Origin of the sequence: Azospirillum tabaci (assembly GCF_014596085.1) — a bacterium.
In the GTDB taxonomy this organism is placed as follows: domain Bacteria; phylum Pseudomonadota; class Alphaproteobacteria; order Azospirillales; family Azospirillaceae; genus Azospirillum; species Azospirillum tabaci.
Genome location: NZ_JACCJY010000042.1, coordinates 1 through 23575, shown reverse-complemented (window position 1 = coordinate 23575; position 23575 = coordinate 1). Strand labels below are relative to the sequence as shown.

General features: G+C 62.2%; 18 protein-coding genes and 2 tRNA genes. 11 read left to right on the top strand and 9 right to left on the bottom strand.

The annotated features are described in order from the left end of the window. Positions 1-2907 (bottom strand): DNA polymerase I, encoded by a 2907-nt coding sequence (gene polA, locus H0B54_RS26840; protein ID WP_188262869.1) that lies wholly within the window; start codon positions 2905-2907, stop codon positions 1-3. A gap of 101 nt (positions 2908-3008) precedes the next feature. After that, the gene (locus H0B54_RS26835) at positions 3009-3671 is read right to left on the bottom strand and encodes a DUF6766 family protein (protein WP_188262868.1); all 663 of its coding nucleotides are present in this window, start codon (positions 3669-3671) and stop codon (positions 3009-3011) included. Between the two features lie 173 nt (positions 3672-3844). On the opposite strand from H0B54_RS26835, the gene H0B54_RS26830 reads away from it, so the two are divergent. Further along, positions 3845-4378, top strand: coding sequence for a hypothetical protein (locus H0B54_RS26830; protein ID WP_188262867.1), 534 nt, complete (start codon positions 3845-3847; stop codon positions 4376-4378). An 89-nt stretch (positions 4379-4467) separates the two neighbouring features. Here H0B54_RS26830 and H0B54_RS26825 read toward each other — a convergent pair. After that, a tRNA-Arg gene (locus H0B54_RS26825) sits at positions 4468-4540 on the bottom strand. 839 nt (positions 4541-5379) lie between these two features. On the opposite strand from H0B54_RS26825, the gene H0B54_RS26820 reads away from it, so the two are divergent. The 5 genes from H0B54_RS26820 to H0B54_RS26805 all read left to right on the top strand — a co-directional run bounded on the left by H0B54_RS26820 (position 5380) and on the right by H0B54_RS26805 (position 12242). Next, positions 5380-5889, top strand: a complete 510-nt coding sequence (locus tag H0B54_RS26820; RefSeq protein WP_188262866.1) for a hypothetical protein — start codon at positions 5380-5382, stop codon at positions 5887-5889. Between the two features lie 397 nt (positions 5890-6286). Then, positions 6287-7657, top strand: a complete 1371-nt coding sequence (locus H0B54_RS26815; RefSeq protein ID WP_188262865.1) for a hypothetical protein — start codon at positions 6287-6289, stop codon at positions 7655-7657. 832 nt (positions 7658-8489) lie between these two features. Further along, positions 8490-9830 carry an ABC-three component system protein gene (locus H0B54_RS26810; protein WP_188262864.1) on the top strand — a complete coding sequence of 447 codons (1341 nt, stop codon included), beginning with the start codon at positions 8490-8492 and terminating at the stop codon, positions 9828-9830. Beyond that, positions 9769-10335 (top strand): ABC-three component system middle component 5, encoded by a 567-nt coding sequence (locus tag H0B54_RS30595; RefSeq protein WP_425490096.1) that lies wholly within the window; start codon positions 9769-9771, stop codon positions 10333-10335. The genes H0B54_RS26810 and H0B54_RS30595 overlap by 62 nt, the downstream gene beginning before the upstream one ends. Continuing rightward, positions 10332-12242 (top strand): AAA family ATPase, encoded by a 1911-nt coding sequence (locus H0B54_RS26805; RefSeq protein ID WP_188262863.1) that lies wholly within the window; start codon positions 10332-10334, stop codon positions 12240-12242. The genes H0B54_RS30595 and H0B54_RS26805 overlap by 4 nt, the downstream gene beginning before the upstream one ends. Before the next feature lie 61 nt (positions 12243-12303). Here H0B54_RS26805 and H0B54_RS26800 read toward each other — a convergent pair whose 3' ends face one another. The 4 genes from H0B54_RS26800 to H0B54_RS26785 all read right to left on the bottom strand — a co-directional run bounded on the left by H0B54_RS26800 (position 12304) and on the right by H0B54_RS26785 (position 15560). Then, a complete protein-coding gene (locus H0B54_RS26800) occupies positions 12304-13278 on the bottom strand; it encodes an integrase (protein WP_188262862.1) in 975 nt (324 codons plus the stop codon). A 104-nt stretch (positions 13279-13382) separates the two neighbouring features. After that, positions 13383-13459: transfer RNA gene (locus H0B54_RS26795), tRNA-Arg, on the bottom strand. Positions 13460-13555: 96 nt separating this feature from the next. Next, positions 13556-14557, bottom strand: coding sequence for an alpha/beta hydrolase (locus H0B54_RS26790; protein WP_246472856.1), 1002 nt, complete (start codon positions 14555-14557; stop codon positions 13556-13558). Further along, entirely contained in the window at positions 14547-15560 is a 1014-nt protein-coding gene (locus H0B54_RS26785) for an ABC transporter ATP-binding protein (protein WP_188262861.1), read from the bottom strand. The genes H0B54_RS26790 and H0B54_RS26785 overlap by 11 nt, the downstream gene beginning before the upstream one ends. A 172-nt stretch (positions 15561-15732) precedes the next feature. Here H0B54_RS26785 and H0B54_RS26780 point away from each other — a divergent pair, with 172 nt between their 5' ends. Then, a complete protein-coding gene (locus tag H0B54_RS26780; RefSeq protein WP_079285642.1) occupies positions 15733-15924 on the top strand; it encodes a zinc-finger domain-containing protein in 192 nt (63 codons plus the stop codon). Positions 15925-16250: 326 nt separating this feature from the next. Then, complete coding sequence (locus tag H0B54_RS26775) at positions 16251-18314, top strand: putative bifunctional diguanylate cyclase/phosphodiesterase (RefSeq protein WP_188262860.1); 2064 nt, start codon at positions 16251-16253, stop codon at positions 18312-18314. Positions 18315-18369: 55 nt separating this feature from the next. On the opposite strand, the gene H0B54_RS26770 is transcribed toward H0B54_RS26775, so the two are convergent. Next, positions 18370-18966: a PDC sensor domain-containing protein gene (locus tag H0B54_RS26770; protein ID WP_188262859.1), complete on the bottom strand. Its 597-nt coding sequence runs from the start codon at positions 18964-18966 to the stop codon at positions 18370-18372. A 306-nt stretch (positions 18967-19272) separates the two neighbouring features. Here H0B54_RS26770 and H0B54_RS26765 point away from each other — a divergent pair, with 306 nt between their 5' ends. From H0B54_RS26765 to uxuA, 3 genes are all read left to right on the top strand, one after another. After that, the gene (locus tag H0B54_RS26765) at positions 19273-19992 is read left to right on the top strand and encodes a GntR family transcriptional regulator (RefSeq protein WP_246472854.1); all 720 of its coding nucleotides are present in this window, start codon (positions 19273-19275) and stop codon (positions 19990-19992) included. Positions 19993-20014: 22 nt separating this feature from the next. After that, complete coding sequence (locus tag H0B54_RS26760; protein WP_188262858.1) at positions 20015-21499, top strand: mannitol dehydrogenase family protein; 1485 nt, start codon at positions 20015-20017, stop codon at positions 21497-21499. 71 nt (positions 21500-21570) lie between these two features. After that, positions 21571-22767, top strand: a complete 1197-nt coding sequence (gene uxuA, locus H0B54_RS26755) for a mannonate dehydratase (RefSeq protein ID WP_188262857.1) — start codon at positions 21571-21573, stop codon at positions 22765-22767. 346 nt (positions 22768-23113) lie between these two features. Here the strand turns inward: uxuA and H0B54_RS29560 are convergent. Then, the coding region (locus H0B54_RS29560) for a hypothetical protein (protein ID WP_211109582.1) at positions 23114-23575 on the bottom strand (462 nt) is incomplete at its 5' end.

Here is a 23575-nt window from a genome sequence, read left to right as displayed (position 1 = left end):
TCAGTGTGCCTCGTCCCAGTTGCCGCCGATGCCGGCCTCCGCCACCAGCGGAACGCCAAGCGTGGCGGCGCCCTCCATGACCGAGCGCACCAGGGCGGCGGCGCGTTCGGCCTGATCCTCCGGCGCCTCGAACAGCAGTTCGTCGTGCACCTGCAGCAGCATGCGCACGTCGTCGAAGCCGGCCTCCTTCAGGGCGCCGGGCACGCGGGCCATCGCGCGCTTCATGATGTCGGCGGCGGTGCCCTGGATCGGCGCGTTGATCGCCTGCCGTTCCGCGAAGGCGCGGCGGGCGGCGTTCTTGTCGTGGATGCCGGGGATGTAACAGCGCCGCCCGAACAGAGTCACCACGTGGCCGTTCTGGCGGGCGAAGGCCTTGGTCGCCTCCATCCACACCTTCAACTCGTGGAAGCGCTCGAAATAGGCCTTGATGAAGGCGTTGGCCTCGCCCGGCGCGATGCCGAGCTGACGGCCCAACCCGAAGCCGGAAATGCCGTAGATGATGCCGAAGTTGATCGCCTTGGCCTTGCGCCGGATCTCCGAGGTCATCTGGTCCAGCGGCACGCCGAAGACTTGGCTGGCGGTGGCCGCGTGAATGTCGATGCCGTCCTGGAACGCCTGCTTCAGCGCGGCGATGTCGGCCATCTCGGCGACCAGCCGCAGCTCGATCTGCGAATAGTCCACGGAGATCAGCCGGTGCCCCGGTGCCGCGACGAAGGCGCGGCGGATCTTGCGGCCCTCCTCGGTGCGGACCGGGATGTTCTGCAGGTTCGGGTCGGTCGAGGACAGGCGGCCGGTGTTGGTCGCCGCCATGGCGAAGGCGGTGTGCACCCGCTCCGTCCCCTCGACGATCTGGGCCTGGAGCGCGTCGGTGTAGGTGTTCTTCAGCTTGGCGAGCTGGCGCCAGTCGAGCACGCGCTGGGCGATGACGTGGCCCTGCTCCGCCAGTTCCTCCAGCACGCTGGAATCGGTGGAGTAGGCGCCGGTCTTGCCCTTCTTGCCGGTGCCGAGCTTCATCTCGTCGAACAGGATCTCGCCGAGCTGCTTGGGCGAGCCGATGTTGAAGCTGCGCCCGGCGTGTTCGTGGACCTCCTTCTCGATCTCCGCCATGCGGACGGCGAGGTCCTGGGAGAGGCGGGCGAGTGCGGCCCGGTCCACCCGGATGCCGCAGGATTCCATGTCGGCGATCACCGGGACCAGCGGGCGTTCCAGCGTCTCGTAGACGGTGACCATCCGCTCGTCGACCAGCCGCGGCTTCAGCGTCCGCCACAGCCGCAGCGTGATGTCGGCGTCCTCCGCGGCGTAGGCCAGCGCCTTGTCCAGCGGCACGCGGTCGAAGGTGATCTGGCTCTTCCCGGTGCCGCAGACCTCCTTGTAGGGGATGGTCGTGTGGCCGAGATGCAGCTCCGCCAGCTCGTCCATGCCGTGGCCGTGGGCGCCGCCCTCCAGCACGTAGGAGATCAGCATGCTGTCGTCGATCGGCGACACGCGCACGCCGTGGCGGGCGAACAGCTGGTGGTCGAACTTGAAATTGTGCCCGATCTTCAGGATCGCCGGGTCCTCCAGCACCTCCTTCAGGGCCTTCAGCGCGTCCTCCGCCGGGATCTGCTTCGGCGCTTCCGGCGTCTCGAAGGACAGCTCCCCGCTGGCCGCGGCGTTGGGGGCCTGATGCGCCAGGGGGATGTAGCAGGCCAGCCCCGGCTCCGTCGCCAGCGAGATGCCGACCAGCGTCGCCGTGGCGGGGGTCAGCGAATTGGTCTCGGTGTCCACGGCCAGGACGCCGGTGGTCCGGGCGCGCTCCAGCCAGACGGCCAGGGCGTCGAGGTCCTGCACCAGCGCGTAGCGCTGCTCGACGTCGGTGGGCGGGGCGGGGCGGTTGCGCGGCGCGCCGGCCTCCGCCGCCGGGGCGGGGGAGGGGGTGGCCGTCCTGGCCGGGCCGCTGGACGGCGTGGTGGAGGGGGCCGCGCCATCGGCGATGGTGCCGTCCTTGCGCATCTCCGCCTCGACGCGGCTGACGATGGTGCGGAAGCCCTGGGCGCGCAGGAAGTCGATCAGCTTCTGGTGGTCCGGTTCGCGGACGCGCAGCTCCTCCAGCGGCTTCGGCGCCGGGGCGTGGTCGTCCAGCAGGACGAGGCGGCGGGAGATCCGCGCCTGCTCCGCGAAGTCGATCAGCTTCTGGCGGCGGGCCGGCTGCTTGATCTCCCCGGCGCGGGCCAGCAGCGATTCCAGGTCGCCGTATTCGGTGATGAGCTGGGCGGCGGTCTTCACGCCGATGCCCGGCACGCCCGGCACGTTGTCCACGCTGTCGCCGGCCAGCGCCTGCACGTCCACCACCCGGTCGGGGGCGACGCCGAACTTCTCGAACACCTCGTCGGGACCGATGGTCTTGTTCTTCAGCGGGTCGAGCATCCGCACGCCGGGGCGGACGAGCTGCATCATGTCCTTGTCGGACGACACGATGGTCACCTCGCGCCCGGCTTCGTTGGCCAGCCGCGCGTAGGTGGCGATCAGGTCGTCGGCTTCGTAGCCCTCCAGCTCCAGGCAGGGCAGGCAGAAGGCCTCCGTCGCCTCGCGGATCAGGGCGAACTGGGGCTTCAGCTCCTCCGGCGGCTCGGGGCGGTGGGCCTTGTATTCCGGATAGAACTCGTTGCGGAAGTTCAGCCGCTTCGAATCGAAGACCACCGCCACGGCGGAGGCCTTCAGGTCGGCCAGCAGCTTCAGCAGCATGTTGGAAAAGCCCAGCACCGCGTTCACCGGCGTGCCGTCCGGACGGTTCAGCATCGGCAGGGCGTGAAAGGCCCGGAAGATGAAGCCCGACCCGTCCACCAGATACAGGCCGCTGCCGTCCCCGGCGGGTGCGGGGGCTTCGGTGGCGGTTTGGAGCGTGTCGGTGGTCTTTTCGTCGGACATGATGCGGCCTCTTCCCTTCGGGGCGATACCATGGCCGAAGGCGGTCCGAGAGTCGAGCCTGCCCGACGCCGCCGGAAGGCCGGCCGTGAAGGGCCGGACTCTCAGTCGCCGGTTTCGCTGTTCGGGGCGGCGACCGGCTTGGATTCGGGGGAGCCGCGCTCGCGCAGGTAGATGCCGAGCACGACCAGAACCCCCATGGACAGGAACTCGCTCTGCCAGTTCTGGAAGCTCTCGTACCAGAATTCCGGATCGGCGAGGGTTTCGGCCATGGTCTTGGTGGGCTGGTGATGCCACGCCGCCTCTTCGTTCGAGCGCCGGGTGCTGCCCGCCAGATGCAGGGCGAAGGACATCACGAACAGGCTCACCAGCGCGACGCTGAGCGAATGGGAGTAGAGCCGCAGCAGCAGGCCGCCCCGGTGCACCGGCCAGGGCGCGTCGGGGTCGCCGCGCCGCCGCTCGGGCGCCTCGTCCTCCGGATTCGCCTCTCCCGGCTTCTTGGATTCCGAGGAACCCTTCTGGACCAGGACGGCGGTCAGGAGCACATAGACCGACATCTGGAGGAACTCGCTCTCCCAGTTCTCGAAGGTCGCCGACAGGAAATGGCCGGTGGTCAGATAGTCGAGGAAGCCGACGGGCGGCTGGGCGTGGAGGCGAAGCTCTTCCGCCAAGGCCCGCCATCCGGCCAGCACCTGCCCGACGATCGAGACGAGGAACAGCCCGAACAAGGCGACCGACAGCCCGTTGTCCCGCAGAAAGCGACGCATCTGCTGCCCCTTGCCTTATGCCAAGCCCTGGTCCGTCAACGCTTGGCAGCATAAGAGGTTTCCCCGACGCCCTGCGGCGGCCCCCGCGGATGCCCGGGACCCTTGCCAGGAACCTTGAAAGGCAGGGCCTTGTTGACGGGAGGCTCCACACAACAACCTTTGGTCCACCTCCCATGAACCACATTGTCGCCGGAGCCATCGCCGGACTGGCCGGCACCGTCGCCATGACGGCGGCCATGCGCGCGATGTTCCGCGCCCTGCCGGAGAAGGACCGTTACCCCTTGCCGCCGCGCCTCATCACGGACCGGGTCGTCGGTCCGACCGGTCTGATGGACGCGATGGAGGAGCCGGAGCGCCGCGACCTGACGCTCGCCCTGCATTACGGCTACGGCGCTGCCGCCGGAGCGCTCTATCCGGCGGTCGCGCGGAGAATCGGCGGGCCGGCGGCGGTGACGGGGATCGGCTACGGCCTCGCGGTCTGGGGCGCCAGCTATCTTGGTTGGATTCCGGCGATGCGCATCCTGACGCCCGCAACGCACCATCCACGCGCCCGCAACACTTTGATGCTGACCGCCCACGTGGTCTGGGGAGGGGTGACGGGGGTCACGGCCGCGTATTTGATGGGGGGAGCGAAGGGGGGACGATCCGGCGCGGAGCCGATGAAAGGCGCTCGCGACCTGTCGCCGGCCATTCGAGAGCTGGCGTAGTCGGTGCGTTCCGACAGAAACACGGGGCTGCGAGCAGGGTAGAAACGAAAAAGGCCTAGCCCGCATTGCGGCTAAGCCTTTGAAATCGCTGGCGGACCCGAATGGATTCGAACCATCGGCCTCTGCCTTCGGAGGGCAGCGCTAAGTTCCAGAAGCCAATCCGGTTACCACCTGATATCGTCGAAGAATCAATCCGTTACGGGAAAACCATACCGCGCTTGGGTCACTCTAGCAAGCCCTTGTCACAACGCTATTGTGACGCGCTTGTGACATGCGCCGAACCTGTCCTTCGGCTGTTGGTGCGCATCGGCAAGTCTTCCGCACAAGCACCGCTCACGAGCCGTAGCCGTAAGTCCGCATGAGGCTGTGCCGTCAGCCAGCGCCAAGCGCAGACAACGGAGGTTCGGCAGAGGGGGGTGCGTGGGCCATGCCCCCCTCCATACTCTTGGTATGCCTGACCGACATATTTTTGCTCTGTGAAGGTGTGGCATTGGGAAAAGCGCAAATTCCGGTCACCTATTGGCAAGGTAACACGGGTCCTTGGTTGGGACATGCCGAACGTAAAGAGGCGCCTTTTCACACAGTTTGTGGAAATAAAGTGTGGCCTTGGCTTTGAGTCTGCATATAACTATGAGGCAATTGCTTGCGAATATTTGTTGAGGCAAGCAAGCTAGACTTGGGAGTTCAAGGTAAGAGTAATATGACAAATGATGTTTACGTTCGTCGCAATCCTGGCCGTATTAAGTTCGGTTACATACCCCACCCCACCGACTCCTCTTTGATGATACCAGACGAGGAGTTGTTGGCTGTTCAGGATGAAGCATTTGGCTATATTCGGCGTGGGTATTCTCTCCGCGACGTCTCAAATTGGATTTTCCACCGAAGTGGTGTCCATTTTGATTATTCAGCACTTCGTAAAGCCTACCTCCGAACTCGGAGAGAAAAGCACGGTCGTAAGCCGCGCTTGACGGACCTTCCGTCGAACACTGGTTCCACAAACAATGAATCAAGCGAACTTTGAGAAGGGGCGCGCGGCTGAACTCGCGCTTCAAAAGCACTTTTTGGACACCCATCACGCCGTTATCGACTTGGGCACCACGCCCTCAGATCAGCACTGGCGGTTCCCCCATGCACGATACCAAGACGGTCCGCTGATCCTGCCTGACATGCTCCTAATGCGGAACGGATGGCAGTACTATGTCGAGGTCAAAGAGAAAAATCCTACAAAGTATGGATGCTTTTCGGTGAAGAAGAAGAACCTAAGCGATGCTCGTTTCATCGCTAAAGAGAGTGAGATTGATTACGCTCTCATTGTGCGGAATAAGGCAATTTCGGTAAAGAGCGAAGCTGACATTGCTCGTTGGATCGTTACCTTTCCCTTCAACTCAGATTGGATCGCGCCAGAGATCATTCAGGAATATGAGGATTCGCACTTCTTCCCGTTGACTGCATTTCAGCCGTTGCTGCCAACGTTGCGAAACGGGCCGCCTGTGCCAAGCCCTCGATACTGACAGCGGCGTTTACCTCGGTGCGGAGTCATTGATCAACGTGGCTCCGCACGTCTCCAAAGCGGCTGAAAAAAGGAGGTAGGCAGGCGGGCATCTTCCGTGCTACACTTAAAAGATTGCGTGGAGTTGCCGCAATCAACAGGCTGCTATGAATCATCATAGCGGTTCCCGAAGGATTGAGCTTTGAGCAGCACCCCCACCACCATCCCCAACCCAAAACTAGTTTCTGTTACCACCTTCCAGATGCCCAATCGCGAAACTGGATTGCCTTGGCGTGTCTTCGCCGTCGATGGGGCTTGGTCGGTTGCGGATGAATTACGCGGATCAGCGAGCCTCCACGCTGCGCTGTGAGACGCAGCCTTAAGCCTGATTCCACAATCTATACAATGACGTTAATGACATGAACGCTACCGACCTCGACATTGGCGAGTACGGCTTTGATGATTCCGACGACTTTGAGCCGTGGGAACCGCCTTACGAGCCCAACCCCATCACCGAAAGCATACTCATTGACTGGCATCGGGCTTCGAGCTTCAAGAAGGCACGGGCCGTAGCTGCCATATTGGAACCGCACATCAAGAATTTCGAAGGTGTATCACGCAAGTCGGAAGTGGTGCGTAAGCACTTGCGCTTGGCCGTTCTCAACCTTTTCGTGGCATGGCGATGCTGGAAGTGGCTTTCTTATCCAGCCGACAACAACGCTTATTCAAAGATGCATACGCGCTACAATCTGCTACGCATCAACAAGCAGTTTCCCGCCATCATGCGTGGGCTTGAAGCGGCGGGTTACGTGGAAATCAAAACTGGTTTTCGCGACGAACAGACCGGCAAAGGCTTCCAGACCCGGGCCAAGGCCGCCGACAAACTCATAGAATTGTTTGCGCCCATCAAGCCACATATGGTCGGGACGTGCCGCTACCGTGAATCGGTGTTGCTGACCGACGATGGTGTTGATGAAAATGGCGAGGCCAAGGGCCGGAAATGGGTGGACTACGAAAGCACACCCGAAGCTGTGCGGATGCGCGAGAGCCTGTTCGCCTACAACACCCTCATCCACCGTTCCGAAATTAGTTTTCCGGAGGAGCTTCTTTACGAACGAGTCGATCTTCAGCGACGCTTCACGTACCGCATTTTCAACAAAGGTTCGTTCGATGCGGGTGGACGGTTTTACGGGGGGTGGTGGGTAACGTTGCCAAAACATACAAATCCGGATGGCAGCAAGATTAACATGCGCCAGTTCATCCGCATTAACGGCAATCGCGTCGTTGAACTGGATTACAGCGCGCAGCATCCGACATTGCTTTACGCGCGGAAGGGTTTGCCGCTACCGCACGATCCATACGACATCGACGGTTACGAGCGGCCTGTCGTCAAACAGGCTGTGCTGATCAGCTTGAACGCGGCAAGTCGGAAGGGAGCGAAAGCAGCGCTTCATAAGTGGGCGCGGGATGAGCGCGAAAAGACCGGCCTCGAAAACCAGTTTCAGATTTCGTCCAGCATCATGGACGATATCGAAAGGGTGCATGCTCCTATCGCGGAGTATTTCTATTCGAGTGCATGGAAGTTCCTTCAGCGCCAGGACTCAGCTATTGCCGAACGCGTGATGAACCATTTCACCGCTAAGGGCATTCCCGTGTTGATGGTTCATGACTCCTTCATTGTGGAGCAGCAGCATGAAGCCGAGCTTCGAGAGGTGATGTCGGAAGCAATGGCTTTGGAACTTCGGGCTTACGGACAGGACCTTAAGCCGTCGATTAAGAAGGGGTGGTAGGGGAAGGGGCTAGAGACTTCATTACCCAGACCATTCCGTGATTTAAGTTGATATGAACGTCAGTCCATCATCCATAAGCTGCGGATGTTCACTACGCTGAGCCGTGACCAATGTGGTTGCCGCAGCCGATCACCTCTGAAGGAGACGGCACCAGTCAAAAAAAGGGTCTGGACGCATAGCCACTAGGCGACGGTTGCGACGATGTGGACGGCGGCCATGAAGTTGGTAGCGGAAGGTGCGGCTCAAGCCGCCCAAACTGCTCCACCGTCAACCAGAACTGACCGTCGCTCATCAAACTGCCCCTTTCCATGGCGTTGAATCACAACGACGCCCTGCAGGAAAGGCTCCTTATGGGGCCAGGCCCTAGGTAATTGTTTATTATTATTGAGTGAGACAATCTTTACTTCGCAATTCTTTCATTGTCAAAGAAAATTATTATGAACTTAACAGAAACTCACAGAGCTGACAGCCGCTACCACCACTATTACTAGTCAATATTACACCCTCTCAGTCAAAGAGAAACAGGTTAGCACACCGACAGTTGCACCAGAAGACGCTGTCTCCGTATGTTGACACCGACAGCGTGCCATCGGCGACGCAGGGCATTTCGGAAGCGGAAATATGGCTGACGTCTTTAAATGCGGAGCGAGAAAGGGTCTTAGCGTATGAGCTCTCGGCGCCTCGATTTTCAGCGCCTTCATTACCCCAAAGCCAGCGGGCTGGTGGCGCATACTCTGGTATGCCCAAGACAGTCACCTTCGGTCCAGCGCCTTGACTTTCGAGCATCAATCTGCCGTGTTATCTGGCAGAGTTACCACCAACGGTCAAAGCGATGTCAGAAACCCTATTGGATTTCATTGCCGCGCAGCCATTCGCGAGTCCGAACGCTCAAGCACGAATCGACATCGTGTTTATACATGGGCTCGGCGGCGACAGAGTTATGACTTGGACCCATGGAACACCACGGGACGACGGATTCTGGCCTAAGTGGCTCGCTGACGACCTGTCAGAAGCGAACATCTGGACGGTTGGCTACGACTCCGGCCTCTTCGCTAAGGCGTTGACTGGTGAAGGCCCGTCTCTGAGCGATCGAGCGACCGTGCTCATGGACTACCTGATTGCATCGGAGCTCGGTCAACGCAACATTGCATTCGTCACACACAGCTTAGGCGGGCTGATTGTTAAACAGATGCTGCGAAAGTGCGCCGACTCAGGAAATGCAAAACGAACACGGTTTCTCGACTCCGTAAAAGGTGTCGCATTCCTTGGAACACCACACCAAGGCGCCTCTCTTGCTGCGACTGTTAATTCCATTTTGGGATTAATAGTCAGTAAGAATGTCAAGGACCTATGCATTGGAAATGACGCCCTTATCGATCTGAATGACTGGTTTAGGACGAAGTCAGCCATTTACGGAATGCAAGTCGCTTCGTATTATGAGACCTATAATACGAAAGGACTGAGAATCGTTGATCAGATCACAGCGAATCCTGGGGTGCTCGGATGCGATCCGATCGCGGTTGAGGGCGATCATATCAGCATGTGCAAACCAAGCTCGCGACAGGCACCAGTCTATGTCGGCGTACGCGCGTTCTTACGAGACCTGATTTCGTCATGCCCACCATCTCCGCCGGCAGGTTCGCAGACCCAAGGAAATGGGCCAACGACAATGCCCCCTACACCGACGCAGTTAGCAGCTCCCACCACGGATGGGTTCCACGCTTATGCACCGGCCAAAAGGACTGAGCAGGAGGTTGCGCCCGATATTCAGGATGATTACGACATTTACACCAACATAGCCGCTGAAGATCGCCGCACACTCGCTCAAAAAATGGCAGCCGCCGGCCGAGGAAGCCAAATTGGTGTCGCCGAACACAGCAAGGAGCGGTTCATGAAAGCGCTGCGCCGCCACATTGCTCAACCGTCCGCCATAACGCGATACACAAAGGTGATGGCCGCCGTTGAACGGCGCTTCTCTCGTTGGGTCGAGCCTGCCATTTTGGATGGCGCACCAAAACTCGCTATCGACCATCTTGTGCAAGACCATGTCATTGATCCGATTGTGGCTCAGCATCAAACGCCAGGGGCCGAGCTTTCGGAAGCCATTGTCGATGGAGCACTATATTACCTCACCGGAAACTGCCACATCAGGTGGGACAATGGGCAAGCCTAGTGTATGGCATCCGTCGCGGGACCCATACCACTGCACCTTTAGGATGCTGCGGATAATGTGGGCGAGCCCTGGAAAGTCGATTGCGTGGGAATGGGCACGTATTCTGGACCTTTTCGTCCTATTTCCGCCGACGTTGCATAGAGTCTCACTGCCGCAAAATACAAAGGATCTATTGCGGAAGTTGAGCATACCTAAGCCAGAAAAGGAGTTTGTTCGCCTTCCAAGCAATGCTTCGTTGTTCCGTGATCTGCGGCCTTACCAATATGCAGCTATGGCAAAGCTTATGGCACACAACCTAGTACCGCCGCATTCACTAATTTCCGGGCACGCTGAGCTAAACGTTAAGTCTGTGCCAGAGGAAATGCGTGTGAGAGCAGATCGCAAGAACATCGCAGCTGAAGGTTTGATGAATTTTCTATGTCAGGAAATCACCAAGCTCCCTCTAAGCGGATCGGATTGTATTTACGACAGAGCCGGGCTGCCACATAGGAATATTGCTCAATGACTACCTTTTTGATTTTGAACCGCCTTGCGGTCTACTACAAAAACAAAGCTGTTTTTGACGAAACTTTTCACAGGGGGATCAATATTCTCCACGGCGATAATGGTTCAGGAAAGTCTACGATCGCCGACTTCATATTTTTTGCACTTGGCGGAGACCTTCGCGACTGGAAACCTCACGCATCCCGCGCAGAATACGTCGTGGCAGAAATCCAGGCGCAAGAGAGCACCATTACGATTCGTCGAGATGTCTCGACTGATGGTAGTCGGCCCATGTATATCTACTTTGGCTCAATGAATGAAGCGCTTGAGGCAAATATCACCTCCTGGCAGCGGTTTCCATATCGCCGATCTGATGGAAATTTTAGCTTCAGCCAAGTGCTCTTCAAGGCTATTGGATTGCCGGAAAGCGTTAGCGAGGGCTCGGCCAACGTAACGATGCATCAAATGCTGAGACTCCTCTATGGAGATCAGATGACTCCAATTCAACGAATTTTTCGCACTGAAAGCTTTGATACTTGGCAGATTCGCCAAGCTGTTGGCGAGTTGATGTGCGGTATCGGTGGTTACGACCTTTACGACAAACAGATTGAACTCCGCAGCGTGGAGAAAGAGTACGACGTAATTTCCGATCAGCTTAAGAGCTTAATGTCTGTTGCCGCTGGCTATGGCGACAAAATACTCGCCGAGCATATCTCCGCGGTGATATCAAACAAGGTATCAGCGAGAGAGAGAATTCTGAATCGCATTCATGATATTCTTGCTGAGGCAGAATTCATAGACGCTCAAATGAAGTCTGAAGCGGAGAAAGCTCAAAAGGAGCTGTTGCGTGAGCTTTCTAGATCGAAGAAGATCGTGTCGGGCCTTGAGGATGAAATTGAGACCTTAGAGTACGAAATTCAAGATACTGATTCATTTATTTCCCATCTCAAGGAATCTCTAGCCGATTTCGAAGATGCTTCTGTAGCACATTTAGCGCTTGGGCGCGCCAATTTTGAAAATTGCCCGTCGTGTTTCGCTCCGATCCAGCCCAAGCCTGATGAGGACCATTGCCAGCTATGCGGCTCTGCGGTCAGCCCTGAGGATTGGGAGTCGAGGGCACTCGCAATCCGTCTAGACCTCGAGATGCAACTGAAGGAGTCCTGTGCGCTCCAAAAGGAACGGAACGATCACGTCACCAGATTGAAAGGCGAACTGCGCGTTGCGCGTACGAAGTACAGGAACGCTTATAGCGCTTATAGCATTACCAGGCAGAGTGTTACGACGAGCAGGGATACAGCTCTCGCCGACCTGAGTCGACAGGTCGGTTATCTGGACAGTGAGATTGAAGTTCTGCAACAGAGACTGGAACTTGCAAAAGAGATTAGCAGGGTCAGTTCCATAAAAGACAACCTAAACAGCCGCATTGGTAAGCTGAAAAATTCCATCAGCTCTATCATATTTGCACAAGGCAAACGCAAAGCCATTGCCTACACTCTGGTTTCGGAGCGCGCCAAACGTATTTTGAACCAAGACCTCCAAGAGCATAGCGACTTTGGAAAAATCGATCATGTGTCTTTCAGCTTTGCGGAAGACTGGATTGCCATTAATGGCGAGAAAAATGTTTCAAGAAGCGCAAGCGGGATGGTTGTTCTAAAAAACAGTTTCCTTGTCTCACTCTTGGTTTCTTCTCTGTTAGATCGGAACTTCTATTTGCCTCGATTTTTGCTTCTAGACAACATCGAAGACAAAGGAATGGTGCAAGAACGTTCTTGGAACTTCCAAAGAGTGATGATTAAAGAAACTGCCACGTTGCCCACCGAATTTCAGATAATTTTCACAACCTCGAAGATTGCTCCTGAGTTAGCTGACACATCCCTTGTCATCGGCCGGAAGTTCACTCGCGAGCGACCCAGTTTGGATTTCTCCTGATAGGCACGGGCGCGTTGAGGCCGGGCATACGCTCGGCCCCGTACCAAAACAAGTGTCCTTGTCAGGCAAGCTTTTTAGCAACCTCTTCAGGCTTCAGGTGCGTGTATCGAAAGAGCATACGTGCGTCTCGATGCCCGCTGATCAAGGCGACCTCCGGAACGCTTAAGCCGCGCTCAAAGAACGAGGACACGGCTTCATGGCGTAGATCATGAAATCGGAGGTCACTCGTGCCAGCCCGTTTGCGTAGACGTTGCCACGCCAAGTTCAGAGCATTAGCGCTTATCGGAAACACACGCTCGTCGTTTCGTTGAATGCTGTTGAGGATACCAATCGCCGCGCTGGAAAGCGGAATGGTGCGAGCATGCCCATTCTTTGTGTGCGGGATGTTGAGGATGCGACGATCCAAGTCCGCATCACGCCAGCGCATAGCAATGATTTCTCCGCGCCTCATGCCCGTTTCCACGGCGAACTGGACGATAGGAGCCAACAGCTTTGACCTACGGCATGCCGCCAACAGCCGCTCCAATTCATCGCTGTTGAGGCGACGGTTTCGGGCATGGGCGGGAGCGGGCTTCTTGACTTCAGCAACCGCATTTCCTGTCAGCGGAATGCCCCATTCACGCCGCGCAACCTCCAACGCATGCCTCAGAATGGTCAGTTCTCGGCGCACCGTCTCCGGTTGGACTTCTTCGAGTCGCGCGTCACGGTAACGCGCCATAGAGGCTGGCGTCAGCTTGACCAAAGGGAGGCCGCAGATTGCGTGCCCGAGCATTTTGTTGATGCGGTACGTCTCGTCGCGCTTCCCTCTCTTCTCCACCGTCACCGTGTCTCGGTAGCGGATTAGGAGGTCGGCCAGCGTCGTCGTCCGCAACATGGTCGTATCAATCGGAAGATCGGAGCGCTCAATGCCTGCCTCGATCTGGCGCGCCCATGCCTCAGCGTCGGCCTTCTTGATGAACGTTCGGCTAATTGGCGGATGCCCTTCACGCCGAACCTGAACCTGCCACTTTGTGCCGCGTTTACGGAACGAAGCCATGTCGAAAATCTCGTCACTGTGACAACAGTGTGACGGATCGGTTCTCTGGCGATTTCAGGATTTGGCCCTAAGCGCCCAACTCATTGGAACGCTTGGGAAATCGCTGGCGGACCCGAATGGATTCGAACCATCGGCCTCTGCCTTCGGAGGGCAGCGCTCTATCCAGCTGAGCTACGGGTCCATCATCAGCGGAGGCGCACCATAGCGAAAAGCCTCGGCCAGTGCAAACACTCCTTTCGACATTTTTTCACCCCCCGCTGGGGCCGCCCATCCGCTCCTATTTCGCGGCCAGGAGGCTGCGGTTGCGGTCGGCGCCGCTCGCCAGGGGCTGCTTGGGGTTCTCGATCCAGGCGGCGATGTCGTTGACCACCACCTGGCCCTTCAGGTCGCGCAGCAGCATGTGCCAGCCGTCGGGATAGACCGCCACCACATGCCGCCCGCCGGACTCGAAGTCCTGGACCGCGCGGTTGACCGGGGTCTTCGGCAGCACCTCCTCGTGGGCGCCGTAGAGCACCAGGGACGGCACCGACAGATGCCCGCAGGCGGCCAGCGCCGAGCCCATCAGGTCGGTCAGCCCCTCCAGCGCATCGACGCGGGAGCCCTTGATGACCAGCGGGTCGCGGCCGAGCGCGCGCAGCATTTCGATGTTGTCGGACGCCTGGATCTTCAGATCCTTCGGCGGGTGCACCACCATCCCTGGAACCGTGTTGTAGCTGAGCCAGAGCAGGGCCCGCGGGAAGAAACCCATCGCGTCGCGGCCCCAGACGGCGGGGGCGACCAGGATCGTGCCGTTCACGTTGGGTGGATTCGGGCCGGTCATCGCGGTCAGCACCACGGCACCGCCCATGCTCTCGCCCATCAGATAGACCGGCAGGCCGGGGTGGCGGGCGTGGATCTGGGACACCGCCGTCTTCAGGTCGGCCACCAGCGTGTCGGTGCCCGGCCAGATGCCGGTGTTCCGCGTGGCGCCAAAGCCGCGCTGGTCGTAGGCGTAGACCGCGATCCCCCGCGCGGCGAGGCTGCGCCCGGCCCCGTCGAAGGCGTTGGAATAGTCGTTGTAGCCGTGCAGGGCCAGCACCACCGCCCGCGGCGCTCCGTCCTCGGGCAGCCAGCGGCGCAGAGGCAGTTCGAAACCGTCGGCGGCGATCAGGGCGCTGTCGGTCAGGGCCGGCTGGGTCACGGGAAGACCCATCGGCTGATAGGCCGCGGTGCAGCCGGACAGCAAAAGGCCGATCCCGACGATCAGTTTCGCCATCCGGCCGGCCGCCTTACGCCGCATCGTGCGCGATCTCCTTCCGGGCGTGCGCGCCGCCGGTCAGTTGCAGGAAGATGTCCTCCAGGTCCGATTCCTCGGTGCTGAGGTCCACGACTCCCAGCCCGGCACCCGCCAGCGCGGCGAGGATCCCGTCCGCCCGCTGGCGGCTCGGCTGGTAGCGGACGATCAGGCGCCGCGGCTCGGCCAGTTCGGCGGTGAAGGCGGACAACTCCGCCGGAACGGCGTCCAGGTCGCGGTCGACCAGCACGGTCAGCGCCTTGGCGTCCACCCGGCGGAGCAGCGTGGCGGTCGGTTCGCAGGCCACCACCGTGCCGTGGTTGATGATGGCGATGGAGTCGCACAGTTCCTGCGCCTCCTCCAGATAGTGGGTGGTCAGCAGCACCGTCGAGCCCTCGCGGTTCAGCTTGCGCACATGCTCCCACAACTGGATACGCAGTTCCACGTCCACGCCGGCGGTCGGCTCGTCCAGCACCAGGACGGGCGGGGTGTGCACCATCGCCTTCGCCACCATCAGCCGCCGCTTCATGCCGCCCGACAGCGACCGGGCGTAGGCGTCGGCCTTGTCGCGCAGCCCCACGGCCTCCAGCAGTTCCTCGGTCCGGCGCTCGGCCTTCGGCACGCCGTAGAGGCCGGCCTGAAGCTCCAGCATTTCCCGCGGCGTGAAAAAAGGGTCCATGTTCAGTTCCTGGGGGACCACGCCGATCGACGCCCGCGCTTGGCGCGGATGGGCGTCGATGTCGGTTCCCCAGATCGACACCGAGCCGCTGGTCTTGTTGACCAGCCCGGCCATGATGTTGATGAGCGTGGACTTGCCTGCCCCGTTCGGACCCAGCAGCCCGAACACCGCCCCACGGGGAATCGCCAGGTCGATGCCTTTCAGCGCCTGCTTCGGACCGGCCTTGCCGGCCGCCTGGTAGGTCTTGGTGAGGCCGCGCACCTCCACGGCGTGGGCGGGGACGGTGTGGGCGGGCAGGGCGGCGGCGTTCAGCGGGGCGTGCGCAACCATGGAATCGAAACGGGCCTTTCCGGTCGTGCCCCGAGTCCGAATCCCCAGGGGCGATCACTGTCCAATCACTTGATCCATCCGGCGCGTTGGGTATGATCCGACCCCGCGCGCGTGCCTCATTCGGTGGGCATCTTAACGATGGCGTTAACGCGCGCGTGTGTCAAAGTGGAGGATGTCTGCCATGCAGCCAATTGAAACGATTGAAGTCGAGACCCTGACCGTCGGTTGCGACGGTGGCGGCGGCGCTCTCGGCCACCCGTTGGTCTATCTGACGCTGAGCGCCGAGGGGAAGGTCGAATGCCCCTATTGCTCGCGTCACTTCGTCCTGAAGGAAGGCGCCAAGACGGGCACGCACGGGCACTGACCCCGGCGGCGCTTTTTTACAGGGCGGAAATCCCGCGCACAGGAAGGGCCGGAGCGATCCGGCCCTTTTCGCATGTCTGCGCCATGGGCCGGTTCTGTGGCCCATCCGCCACCCCTCGCCGCGACGATGCAACGTTTGGGCGGGCCGGCGCACATGCCTGTTTTATTGCAATTGTGAAAAATATAAAACGAACCGCCTTGACGCGCGTCGCGATCCGCCTTCTACTTTTTTGCGGCGCAAAAAGGCGTCCTTCGCAATTGCCCGCTCAGGTCGTTCGCATGCTTTTTCCTGAGGCCAACGCTCTCGCGCCAGATGAGGCCCGGTCCATGAGCCAAGAGACGGAAGAGCAATACAGAAGTATTTTCGAGAACGCGGTCGAAGGTATTTACCAGACCACGGTGGATGGGCGTTATTTGCGGGTCAACCCGGCGCTGGCGCGGATTTACGGCTACCGGTCGCCGGCCGATCTCATCGACAATCTGACGGACATCGCCGGCCAGCTCTACGTCGATCCCGGCAAGCGCGAGGCCTTCGCCCGCCTGATGGCCGAGCGCGACGTGGTGCAGAGCTTCGAGGCGCGGGTCTTCCGCAGCGACGGTTCGATCATCTGGATCTCGGAGAACGCGCGTTGCGTGCGCGACCAGCAGGGCCGGATCCGCTATTACGAAGGCACCGTCCAGGACATCACCGAGCGCAAGCAGCACGAGGAGAAGATCCGCCTGCTCGCCACCGTCTTCGACAGCGTGGCCGACGGCATCCTGATCGTGGACCCCGACCTGTCGGTGCAGGCGGTCAACCCGGCCTACGAGATGATGACCGACTTCCAGCGGGAAGAGCTTCTCCAACGCCCGCTGGTCATTTTCGCCCCCGGCTCGCACGAGCGCGCCTTCATCGACGACATCTGGCGCACCGCCCGCACGGAAGGGCGCTGGCAGGGCGAGGTGACCAGCTTCCGCCATTCCGGCGACGCCTTCGCGGCCTCGCTGTCGGTCACGGCGGTGCGCGCGCCGGGCGGTGCGCTGGAGCATTACGTGCTGACGCTCGCCGACATCAGCCAGCGCAAGTACCAGGAACACCAGATCCGCTACCAGGCCAGCTTCGACCGGCTGACCGACCTGCCGAACCGCTGGCTGGTCTGCGAGCGGCTGGAGGAGGCCATCGCGCGCGCCCAGCGCATGCGCACCAAGGTCGCCGTCGCCTTCCTCGACCTCAACCGCTTCAAGCAGGTGAACGACACGCTGGGCCACCACGCCGGCGACGACCTGCTGAAGCTGGTGGCCAAGCGGCTGCGCAACTGCACCCGCGTCTCCGACACGGTGGGGCGGCTGGGCGGCGACGAGTTCCTGATCGTGGCGCCCGACGCGGTGGACCGCGCCGCCGGTGCCCGGCTGGTCGAGAAGGTGCTCTATTCGATGGGCGAGCCCTTCGCCGTCCACAACCAGGAACTCTTCTGCGGCGCCTCGATCGGCGTCGCCTTCTTCCCCGACGACGGCGAGACCGCGGACCAGCTGCTGCGCAACGCCGATCTCGCCATGTACCACGCCAAGCGCAACCCGGAATGCAAGTTCGTCTTCTACGAGGCGGGCATGCGGGAGCGCACCGGCTTCACGCTGGGGCTGGAGAGCGACCTGCGCCGCGCCGCCGCAACCGGCGAGGAGTTCGAACTGCATTTCCAGCCCAAGGTGGACATGCCGCACCGCGGCTTGCACCGGGTGATCGGGGCGGAGGCGCTGATCCGCTGGCGCCACCCGGTCCGCGGCCTCGTCAGCCCGGCGGAGTTCATCCCGCTGGCCGAGGAGACCGGCCTGATCTGGGAGATCGGCGCCTGGACCCTGAAGGAGGCCTGCACCCGTCTGGCCGGCTGGCTGACGGCGGGGCTGGACATCGCCTCGGTGTCGGTCAACCTGTCGCCGCGCCAGTTCCAGGACGCGCGTCTGGTGAGTTTCGTCCGCGACGTGGTGGAGCGCAGCGGCGTGCCGCCGGAGCGGCTGGAGCTGGAGCTGACCGAGGGCGCCATGATCGGCGACATCGAGAAGGCGGTGACCATCCTGCACGGGCTGAAGGGGATCGGCATCCGCCTGTCCATCGACGACTTCGGGACCGGCTATTCCTCCCTGGCCTATCTGAAGCGGTTCCCGATCGACACGCTGAAGATCGACCGCAGCTTCGTCCGCGACATCGTGCAGTCGGCCACCGACCCGGCCATCGTCAACACCATCGTGAATCTGGCCGACAGCCTGGGCTTCGACACCATCGCCGAGGGGGTGGAGACGGAGGAGCAGGCGGACATGCTGCGCCGCCAGCGCTGCACCCGCATCCAGGGCTTCCTGATCAGCCGCCCGCTCGACGTGGATGCCTTCGAGCGCTTCCTGGTGGAGAACGCCGGATAGGGCGGCTTCCCGGTGCCGGCCCGGTGGGGACGGGCCGGCGGGAAGCCGCGCCCCGTCAGTTGCCGAGCTTGTTGGTGTCGAGCACGATCATCGCCACGCCGATCTTCTCCTTGCTGGCCGGATCGAGCACGGGAACGCTGACCTCGGTCAACATGGCGTTCGTCTCGGCGTCCTTCTCCGGGTCGGTCATGTAGAGGTCGGAGCCGCCGCTGTAGACCTTCTGCCACTTCGGCTCGTCGCCCTGCCAGTAGTCGGAGGTGCCGCCGGTCTGGGCCACGTTCAGGCCGCGGTTGTCCATCAGCAGGATTTCCACGATCCGGCCGTTGCTCTTGTCCGTCACCTCCTTCAGGCGCTTGGTCACGGCGTTCGCGGCGATCTTGTCGTAGGTGGGGTTGGCGGACTTGGCCTTGGCCGCCGCCTTCCAGTCGTTGTCCATGGCGTCGATCTTGGCTTGGTCGAGGCCCTTGTTCTGAGCGTTCTGGGCCTTGACGGCGTCGACGACCGCCGGATCGGCGAGCCAGGTCTGGGTCTGCGGGCTCACCGTCTTGCGGACGTTTGCTTCCAGGGCGGGGTCGGCGGCGTAGGCCGGCAGCGTGCCGAGCACCGTCAGAACCGCCGCGGTGGACAGCAGCAGGGAAAAGCGTTTGGACATCGTTTCCTCCCATGGTTGATCCGCCCGCCGGCTGCCTTTGCGGCCTCTGCTCCGTGGGCGAAAAACCATAGGTCCCGCTTCATCCCGACCGTCAGAGGAATGCGCGATTTATTCCGGTCGGCGGAAAATCAGCGATACTAACCATTGTTGCCCTTGAACCGCTTCCCATGAGCGGGCGGCGCCGGTCCGGAGCATTTCGGGCGCCGGCCGTCGCTGCGTCATCCTGCCTTCACGACACCTATCCTCACCAGCGCCCATTCCCCACCGCTCCCTCTTGCCAGTGCCCGTTCCTGATGGCATACTAGTATGCAAGTTGACGCGATGGACGCCATGACCGACACGCCGACCTCCTCCGCCCCCACCGACATCCGCGGTCCCCGCCTGCACGGGGTCTACGACGCCCTGCGCGCCGCCGTGCTGTCGGGAGAGATCCGCCCTGGCGAGGGAATTTCGGAGACCCGCGTGGCCGCCCGCTATGGCGTCAGCCGCACCCCCGTGCGCGAGGCCTTCCGCCGGCTGGCCGACGAAGGGTTTCTGCGCATCGTGCCGCAGGTCGGCACCTTCGTGGCGCCGATCCAGCTCGCCGCGGTGTCCGACAGCCAGTTCATCCGCGAGACCCTGGAGTGCCGGACCGTGCGTCTGGCCGCCGAGCGGGCGGAGGCGGGCGACGTCGCCTCCCTCGCCCGGCTTCTCGACTCGCACCGCGCCGTGATGTCCCCCGACCGCCATTCCGAGTTCTTCGCCCTGGACGAGGCCACCCACGCCGAGCTGGCGCGCATCGCCGGGCGTCCGGCGGTGTGGGACCTGCTGGTCGCCGTCAAGGCGCAGCTCGACCGCGTGCGCTTCCTGTCGCTGCACAGCGAAGGCTGGGCGGCGAAGATCGTCGGCGAGCACCAGAGCATCGTGGACCGCGTCGCCGCCCGCGACCCCGACGGCGCGGAGGAGGCCATGCGCGCCCATCTGCGCACCGTCTTCGCCGCGGTGGACGAGATCGCCCGAACCAACAGCCACTTCTTCGAGACCTGAAAGCCGTCATGCGGAGTGTTCCATGCGCCTGAGCCCCGACACGCTGCCCTCGCTGCGCCCCGGCGTGCAGCGTCCCGGCTATGACCGTGCCGCGCTGACCACCGGAATCGTCCATCTGGGCATCGGCGCCTTCCATCGCGCCCATCAGGCCGTCTACACCGACGCCGCGCTGGCCCGTTCCTTCGGCCCTTGGGGCATCGCCGGTGTCAGTCTGCGCAGCCCCGACACGCGCGACGCGCTTGAGCCGCAGGGCGGCCTCTACACCGTCGCCGTGCGCGACGCCGCGGGCGAGCGGCTGCGGGTGATCGGCTCGGTCACAGAGCTGCTGGTCGCTCCGGAAGACCCCGCGGCGGTGCTGGAGCGGCTGACCCGCCCCTCCGTCCGCATCGTCACCCTGACCGTCACGGAAAAGGGCTATTGCCACGACCCGGCGACCGGAGCGCTGAACGAGGCCCATCCGGACATCGTCCACGACCTCGCCAACCCGGAAAGCCCGCGCAGCGTGCCCGGCTTCCTGGTGGAGGCTCTGATCCGCCGCCGCGCCGCCGGGGTGGAGCCCTTCACGGTGCTGAGCTGCGACAACCTTCCGAGCAACGGCGACACCGCGGCAGGCCTGCTGCGCCGCTACGCGGAGCTGCGCGACCCTGCGCTGGGGGCGTGGTTCGCCGAAAACGTGGCCTGCCCGAACAGCATGGTGGACCGCATCGTGCCGGCCACCACCGACGCCGACCGCGACCGGGTGTCGGATGGGCTGGGCCTGCGTGACGCTTGGCCGGTGGTGACCGAGCCGTTCAGCCAGTGGGTGATCGAGGACCGCTTCCCCACCGGGCGTCCCGCCTGGGAGCTGGAGGGGGCGGAGCTGGTCCCCGACGTCCATCCCTATGAGACGATGAAGCTGCGCCTGCTGAACGGCAGCCACTCCACGCTCGCCTATCTCGGCTATCTCGCCGGCTACGAGACGGTGTCGGACACCATGGCCGACCCGGCCTTCGCCCGGCTGATCCGCGGCCTGATGGACGAGGAGGCCGGGCCGACCCTGCACATGCCGCCGGGCGCCGACCTCGGCCATTACAAGGACGCGCTGATCGAGCGCTTCCGCAATCCCGCCCTGCGCCACCGCACATGGCAGATCGCCATGGACGGCACGCAGAAGCTGCCGCAGCGGCTGCTCGGCACGATCCGCGACCGGCTGGCCGCCGGGGCGCCGATCGACCGGCTGGCGCTGGGGGTGGCGGGCTGGATGCGCTACGTCTCCGGCACCGACGAGGCGGGCCGCCCCATCGACGTGCGCGACCCCATGGCCGCCCGGCTCGCCGAGTTGGCGGCGGAGGCCGGGCCGGTGGCCGACCGCCTGGCGCCCGCCCTGTTCGGGCTCAACGCCGTCTTCGGCGACGACCTGCCGCGCGACCCGCGCTTCACCGCCGCCGTGACCGACGCGCTGCGCCGGCTCTACACCGAGGGCTCCCGCGCCGTCGTGCAATCCCTTGCGCCGTCGGCGGCGGGCTGAGGCGCCCTTTCATCCTATTCCCATCGAGACATGCCGGCATCGGCACAGCACTCTTCTTCAAGGAGCAGACCATGGAACAGACTTGGCGTTGGTTCGGCCCGGACGATGTGATCCGGCTCAACCACATCCGTCAGACCGGCGCCACCGGCATCGTCACCGCCCTGCACCAGATCCCCTACGGCGTGGTCTGGTCGGTCGAGGAGATCGAGGAGCGCAAGGCGATGATCGCCGCCGACTCCTCGCTGGGTCTGCGCTGGAGCGTGGTGGAAAGCCTGCCGGTCCATGAGTCCATCAAGATCGGCGAGGGCAATCTGACCCCGCTGTTCGACAACTACCGCCAGTCGCTGCGCAACCTCGCGGCCTGTGGGGTGACGACGGTCTGCTACAACTTCATGCCGATCCTCGACTGGACCCGCACCGACCTCGCCGCGCCGGTGCCGGGCGGCGGCACCTCGCTGCGCTTCAACGCCTTCGAGCACGCCGCCTTCGACGTCTTCATGCTGGAGCGTCCGGGCGCCGAGGACGATCATTCGCCCGAGGTCCTGGCCCGCGCCCGCGCCTGGTTCGACAAGGCGTCGGAAGCCGACAAGAAGAAGCTGCTCACCAACATCATGGCCGGCCTGCCGGGCGCCTTCGACCGCTACGACATCCCGGGCCTGCGCAACATGCTCGACCGCTACAAGGACATGAGCCACGGCGCGCTGCGCGAGACGCTGGCCAATTTCCTGCGCGAGGTGATCCCGACCGCGGAAGAGGTGGGCATCCGCATGTGCATCCATCCCGACGACCCGCCGCGTCCGCTGATGGGCCTGCCGCGCATCGTCAGCAACGAGGACGACCTCGACTTCATCGTCAACGTCATCGATTCGGAGGCCAACGGCATCACCTTCTGCACCGGCTCGCTCGGCGCTGGGGCGAAGAACGACGTGCCGGCGATGATCAAGCGCTTCGCCCCGAAGGTCACCTTCGCCCATCTGCGCAACGTGAAGAAGGACCCCGACGGCTCCTTCCAGGAAGCCGAGCATCTCGGCGGCGACGTCGACATGGTGTCGGTCGTCACCACCCTTCTGGAGGAGCAGAAGCGCCGCAAGGACGCCGGCAACCCGAACTGGCGCATTCCCTTCCGCCCCGACCACGGCCACGAGCTGCTGGACGACGTGGGCAAGAAGACCCACCCCGGCTACCCGGCGATCGGGCGTCTGCGCGGTCTGGCGGAAATCCGCGGCGTGATGACCGCCGTGGCCTCGATGCGCCAACTCCCGGTCTGATCCATCGGGGCGTTTGCTTGGGTCCGGCTGGCGGAGCCTGACCGTTTCGTGGAGGAGGGGGGCGCCGTGCCACGGCGCTCCCCTCCCTCCGGGATGAGCGAGTCGTCGCAGTTTGCCTCGCTTTGCGCCGGCGCGGCCGATTTCCTCGCCAATCTGCGCGCTCTTGCCGCGGGTCCAGCCGGTGTCATATCGGACTGGACATCGGCATCCTGAAGCGTAAGAAGCGCAACAGGCCGTTCGCATTCGAATAAAATGCTCGATAAGGCGGCCCGCAAAGGCCCGTCTTCTTTTTCTCACACCCTCCGAGTCAAGCCTGGGGCATGTTTTTGCCAACAATATCCGCCGCTTAGTCTCGTCGCCACTTTCTTTCGGCGGAAGCGCGAAAAGCTATGGCAAAAACATCACAATCAATTAAAATCAGGGTTGTGGTGCTGGCCCTGCGGGTGTCGGCAAGCCGATGACAAGGGAAGCGCTTGGGATGAGCAACCGTCAGAATCCGCGATACGCCGCCGCCATGCTTCTTCGCGTGGTCGCTGCGAACGGGCGCTGCGATGTTCGTCCGATCGATCAGGTGCCGAAGAGCGCCCAGGAGATCGAACTTGAACGCTTCCTGCGCGATGGCTTCGCTTCCCAGCCGTCCGATCGCCGGCGGGCCGTTCCCCTCCGCGCCTGATCCGACGGCCGTTTTCGGAAAAAATGCGGAGCGATGAAAAAAGCTCTTGCCGGTCTCGGCCGAGCCGCCTATAACCCGGCTCCCACGACGCCGGGGCCGCTGAGAAGCGCGACGGCGGCAAGGGAACGGCAGAGA

What these genes read in the sequence shown, in the direction of transcription:
- H0B54_RS26810 (WP_188262864.1), top strand. Translation starts at nt 8,490, where the DNA reads ATGTCAGAAACCCTATTGGATTTCATTGCCGCGCAGCCATTCGCGAGT.
- H0B54_RS26770 (WP_188262859.1), bottom strand. Translation starts at nt 18,966, where the DNA reads ATGTCCAAACGCTTTTCCCTGCTGCTGTCCACCGCGGCGGTTCTGACG.
- uxuA (WP_188262857.1), top strand. Translation starts at nt 21,571, where the DNA reads ATGGAACAGACTTGGCGTTGGTTCGGCCCGGACGATGTGATCCGGCTC.
- H0B54_RS26805 (WP_188262863.1), top strand. Translation starts at nt 10,332, where the DNA reads ATGACTACCTTTTTGATTTTGAACCGCCTTGCGGTCTACTACAAAAAC.
- H0B54_RS26775 (WP_188262860.1), top strand. Translation starts at nt 16,251, where the DNA reads ATGAGCCAAGAGACGGAAGAGCAATACAGAAGTATTTTCGAGAACGCG.
- H0B54_RS26780 (WP_079285642.1), top strand. Translation starts at nt 15,733, where the DNA reads ATGTCTGCCATGCAGCCAATTGAAACGATTGAAGTCGAGACCCTGACC.
- H0B54_RS26835 (WP_188262868.1), bottom strand. Translation starts at nt 3,671, where the DNA reads ATGCGTCGCTTTCTGCGGGACAACGGGCTGTCGGTCGCCTTGTTCGGG.
- polA (WP_188262869.1), bottom strand. Translation starts at nt 2,907, where the DNA reads ATGTCCGACGAAAAGACCACCGACACGCTCCAAACCGCCACCGAAGCC.
- H0B54_RS26760 (WP_188262858.1), top strand. Translation starts at nt 20,015, where the DNA reads ATGCGCCTGAGCCCCGACACGCTGCCCTCGCTGCGCCCCGGCGTGCAG.
- H0B54_RS26785 (WP_188262861.1), bottom strand. Translation starts at nt 15,560, where the DNA reads ATGGTTGCGCACGCCCCGCTGAACGCCGCCGCCCTGCCCGCCCACACC.
- H0B54_RS26790 (WP_246472856.1), bottom strand. Translation starts at nt 14,557, where the DNA reads ATGCGGCGTAAGGCGGCCGGCCGGATGGCGAAACTGATCGTCGGGATC.
- H0B54_RS26830 (WP_188262867.1), top strand. Translation starts at nt 3,845, where the DNA reads ATGAACCACATTGTCGCCGGAGCCATCGCCGGACTGGCCGGCACCGTC.
- H0B54_RS26820 (WP_188262866.1), top strand. Translation starts at nt 5,380, where the DNA reads ATGAATCAAGCGAACTTTGAGAAGGGGCGCGCGGCTGAACTCGCGCTT.
- H0B54_RS26765 (WP_246472854.1), top strand. Translation starts at nt 19,273, where the DNA reads ATGCAAGTTGACGCGATGGACGCCATGACCGACACGCCGACCTCCTCC.
- H0B54_RS26815 (WP_188262865.1), top strand. Translation starts at nt 6,287, where the DNA reads ATGAACGCTACCGACCTCGACATTGGCGAGTACGGCTTTGATGATTCC.
- H0B54_RS30595 (WP_425490096.1), top strand. Translation starts at nt 9,769, where the DNA reads ATGGAGCACTATATTACCTCACCGGAAACTGCCACATCAGGTGGGACA.
- H0B54_RS26800 (WP_188262862.1), bottom strand. Translation starts at nt 13,278, where the DNA reads ATGGCTTCGTTCCGTAAACGCGGCACAAAGTGGCAGGTTCAGGTTCGG.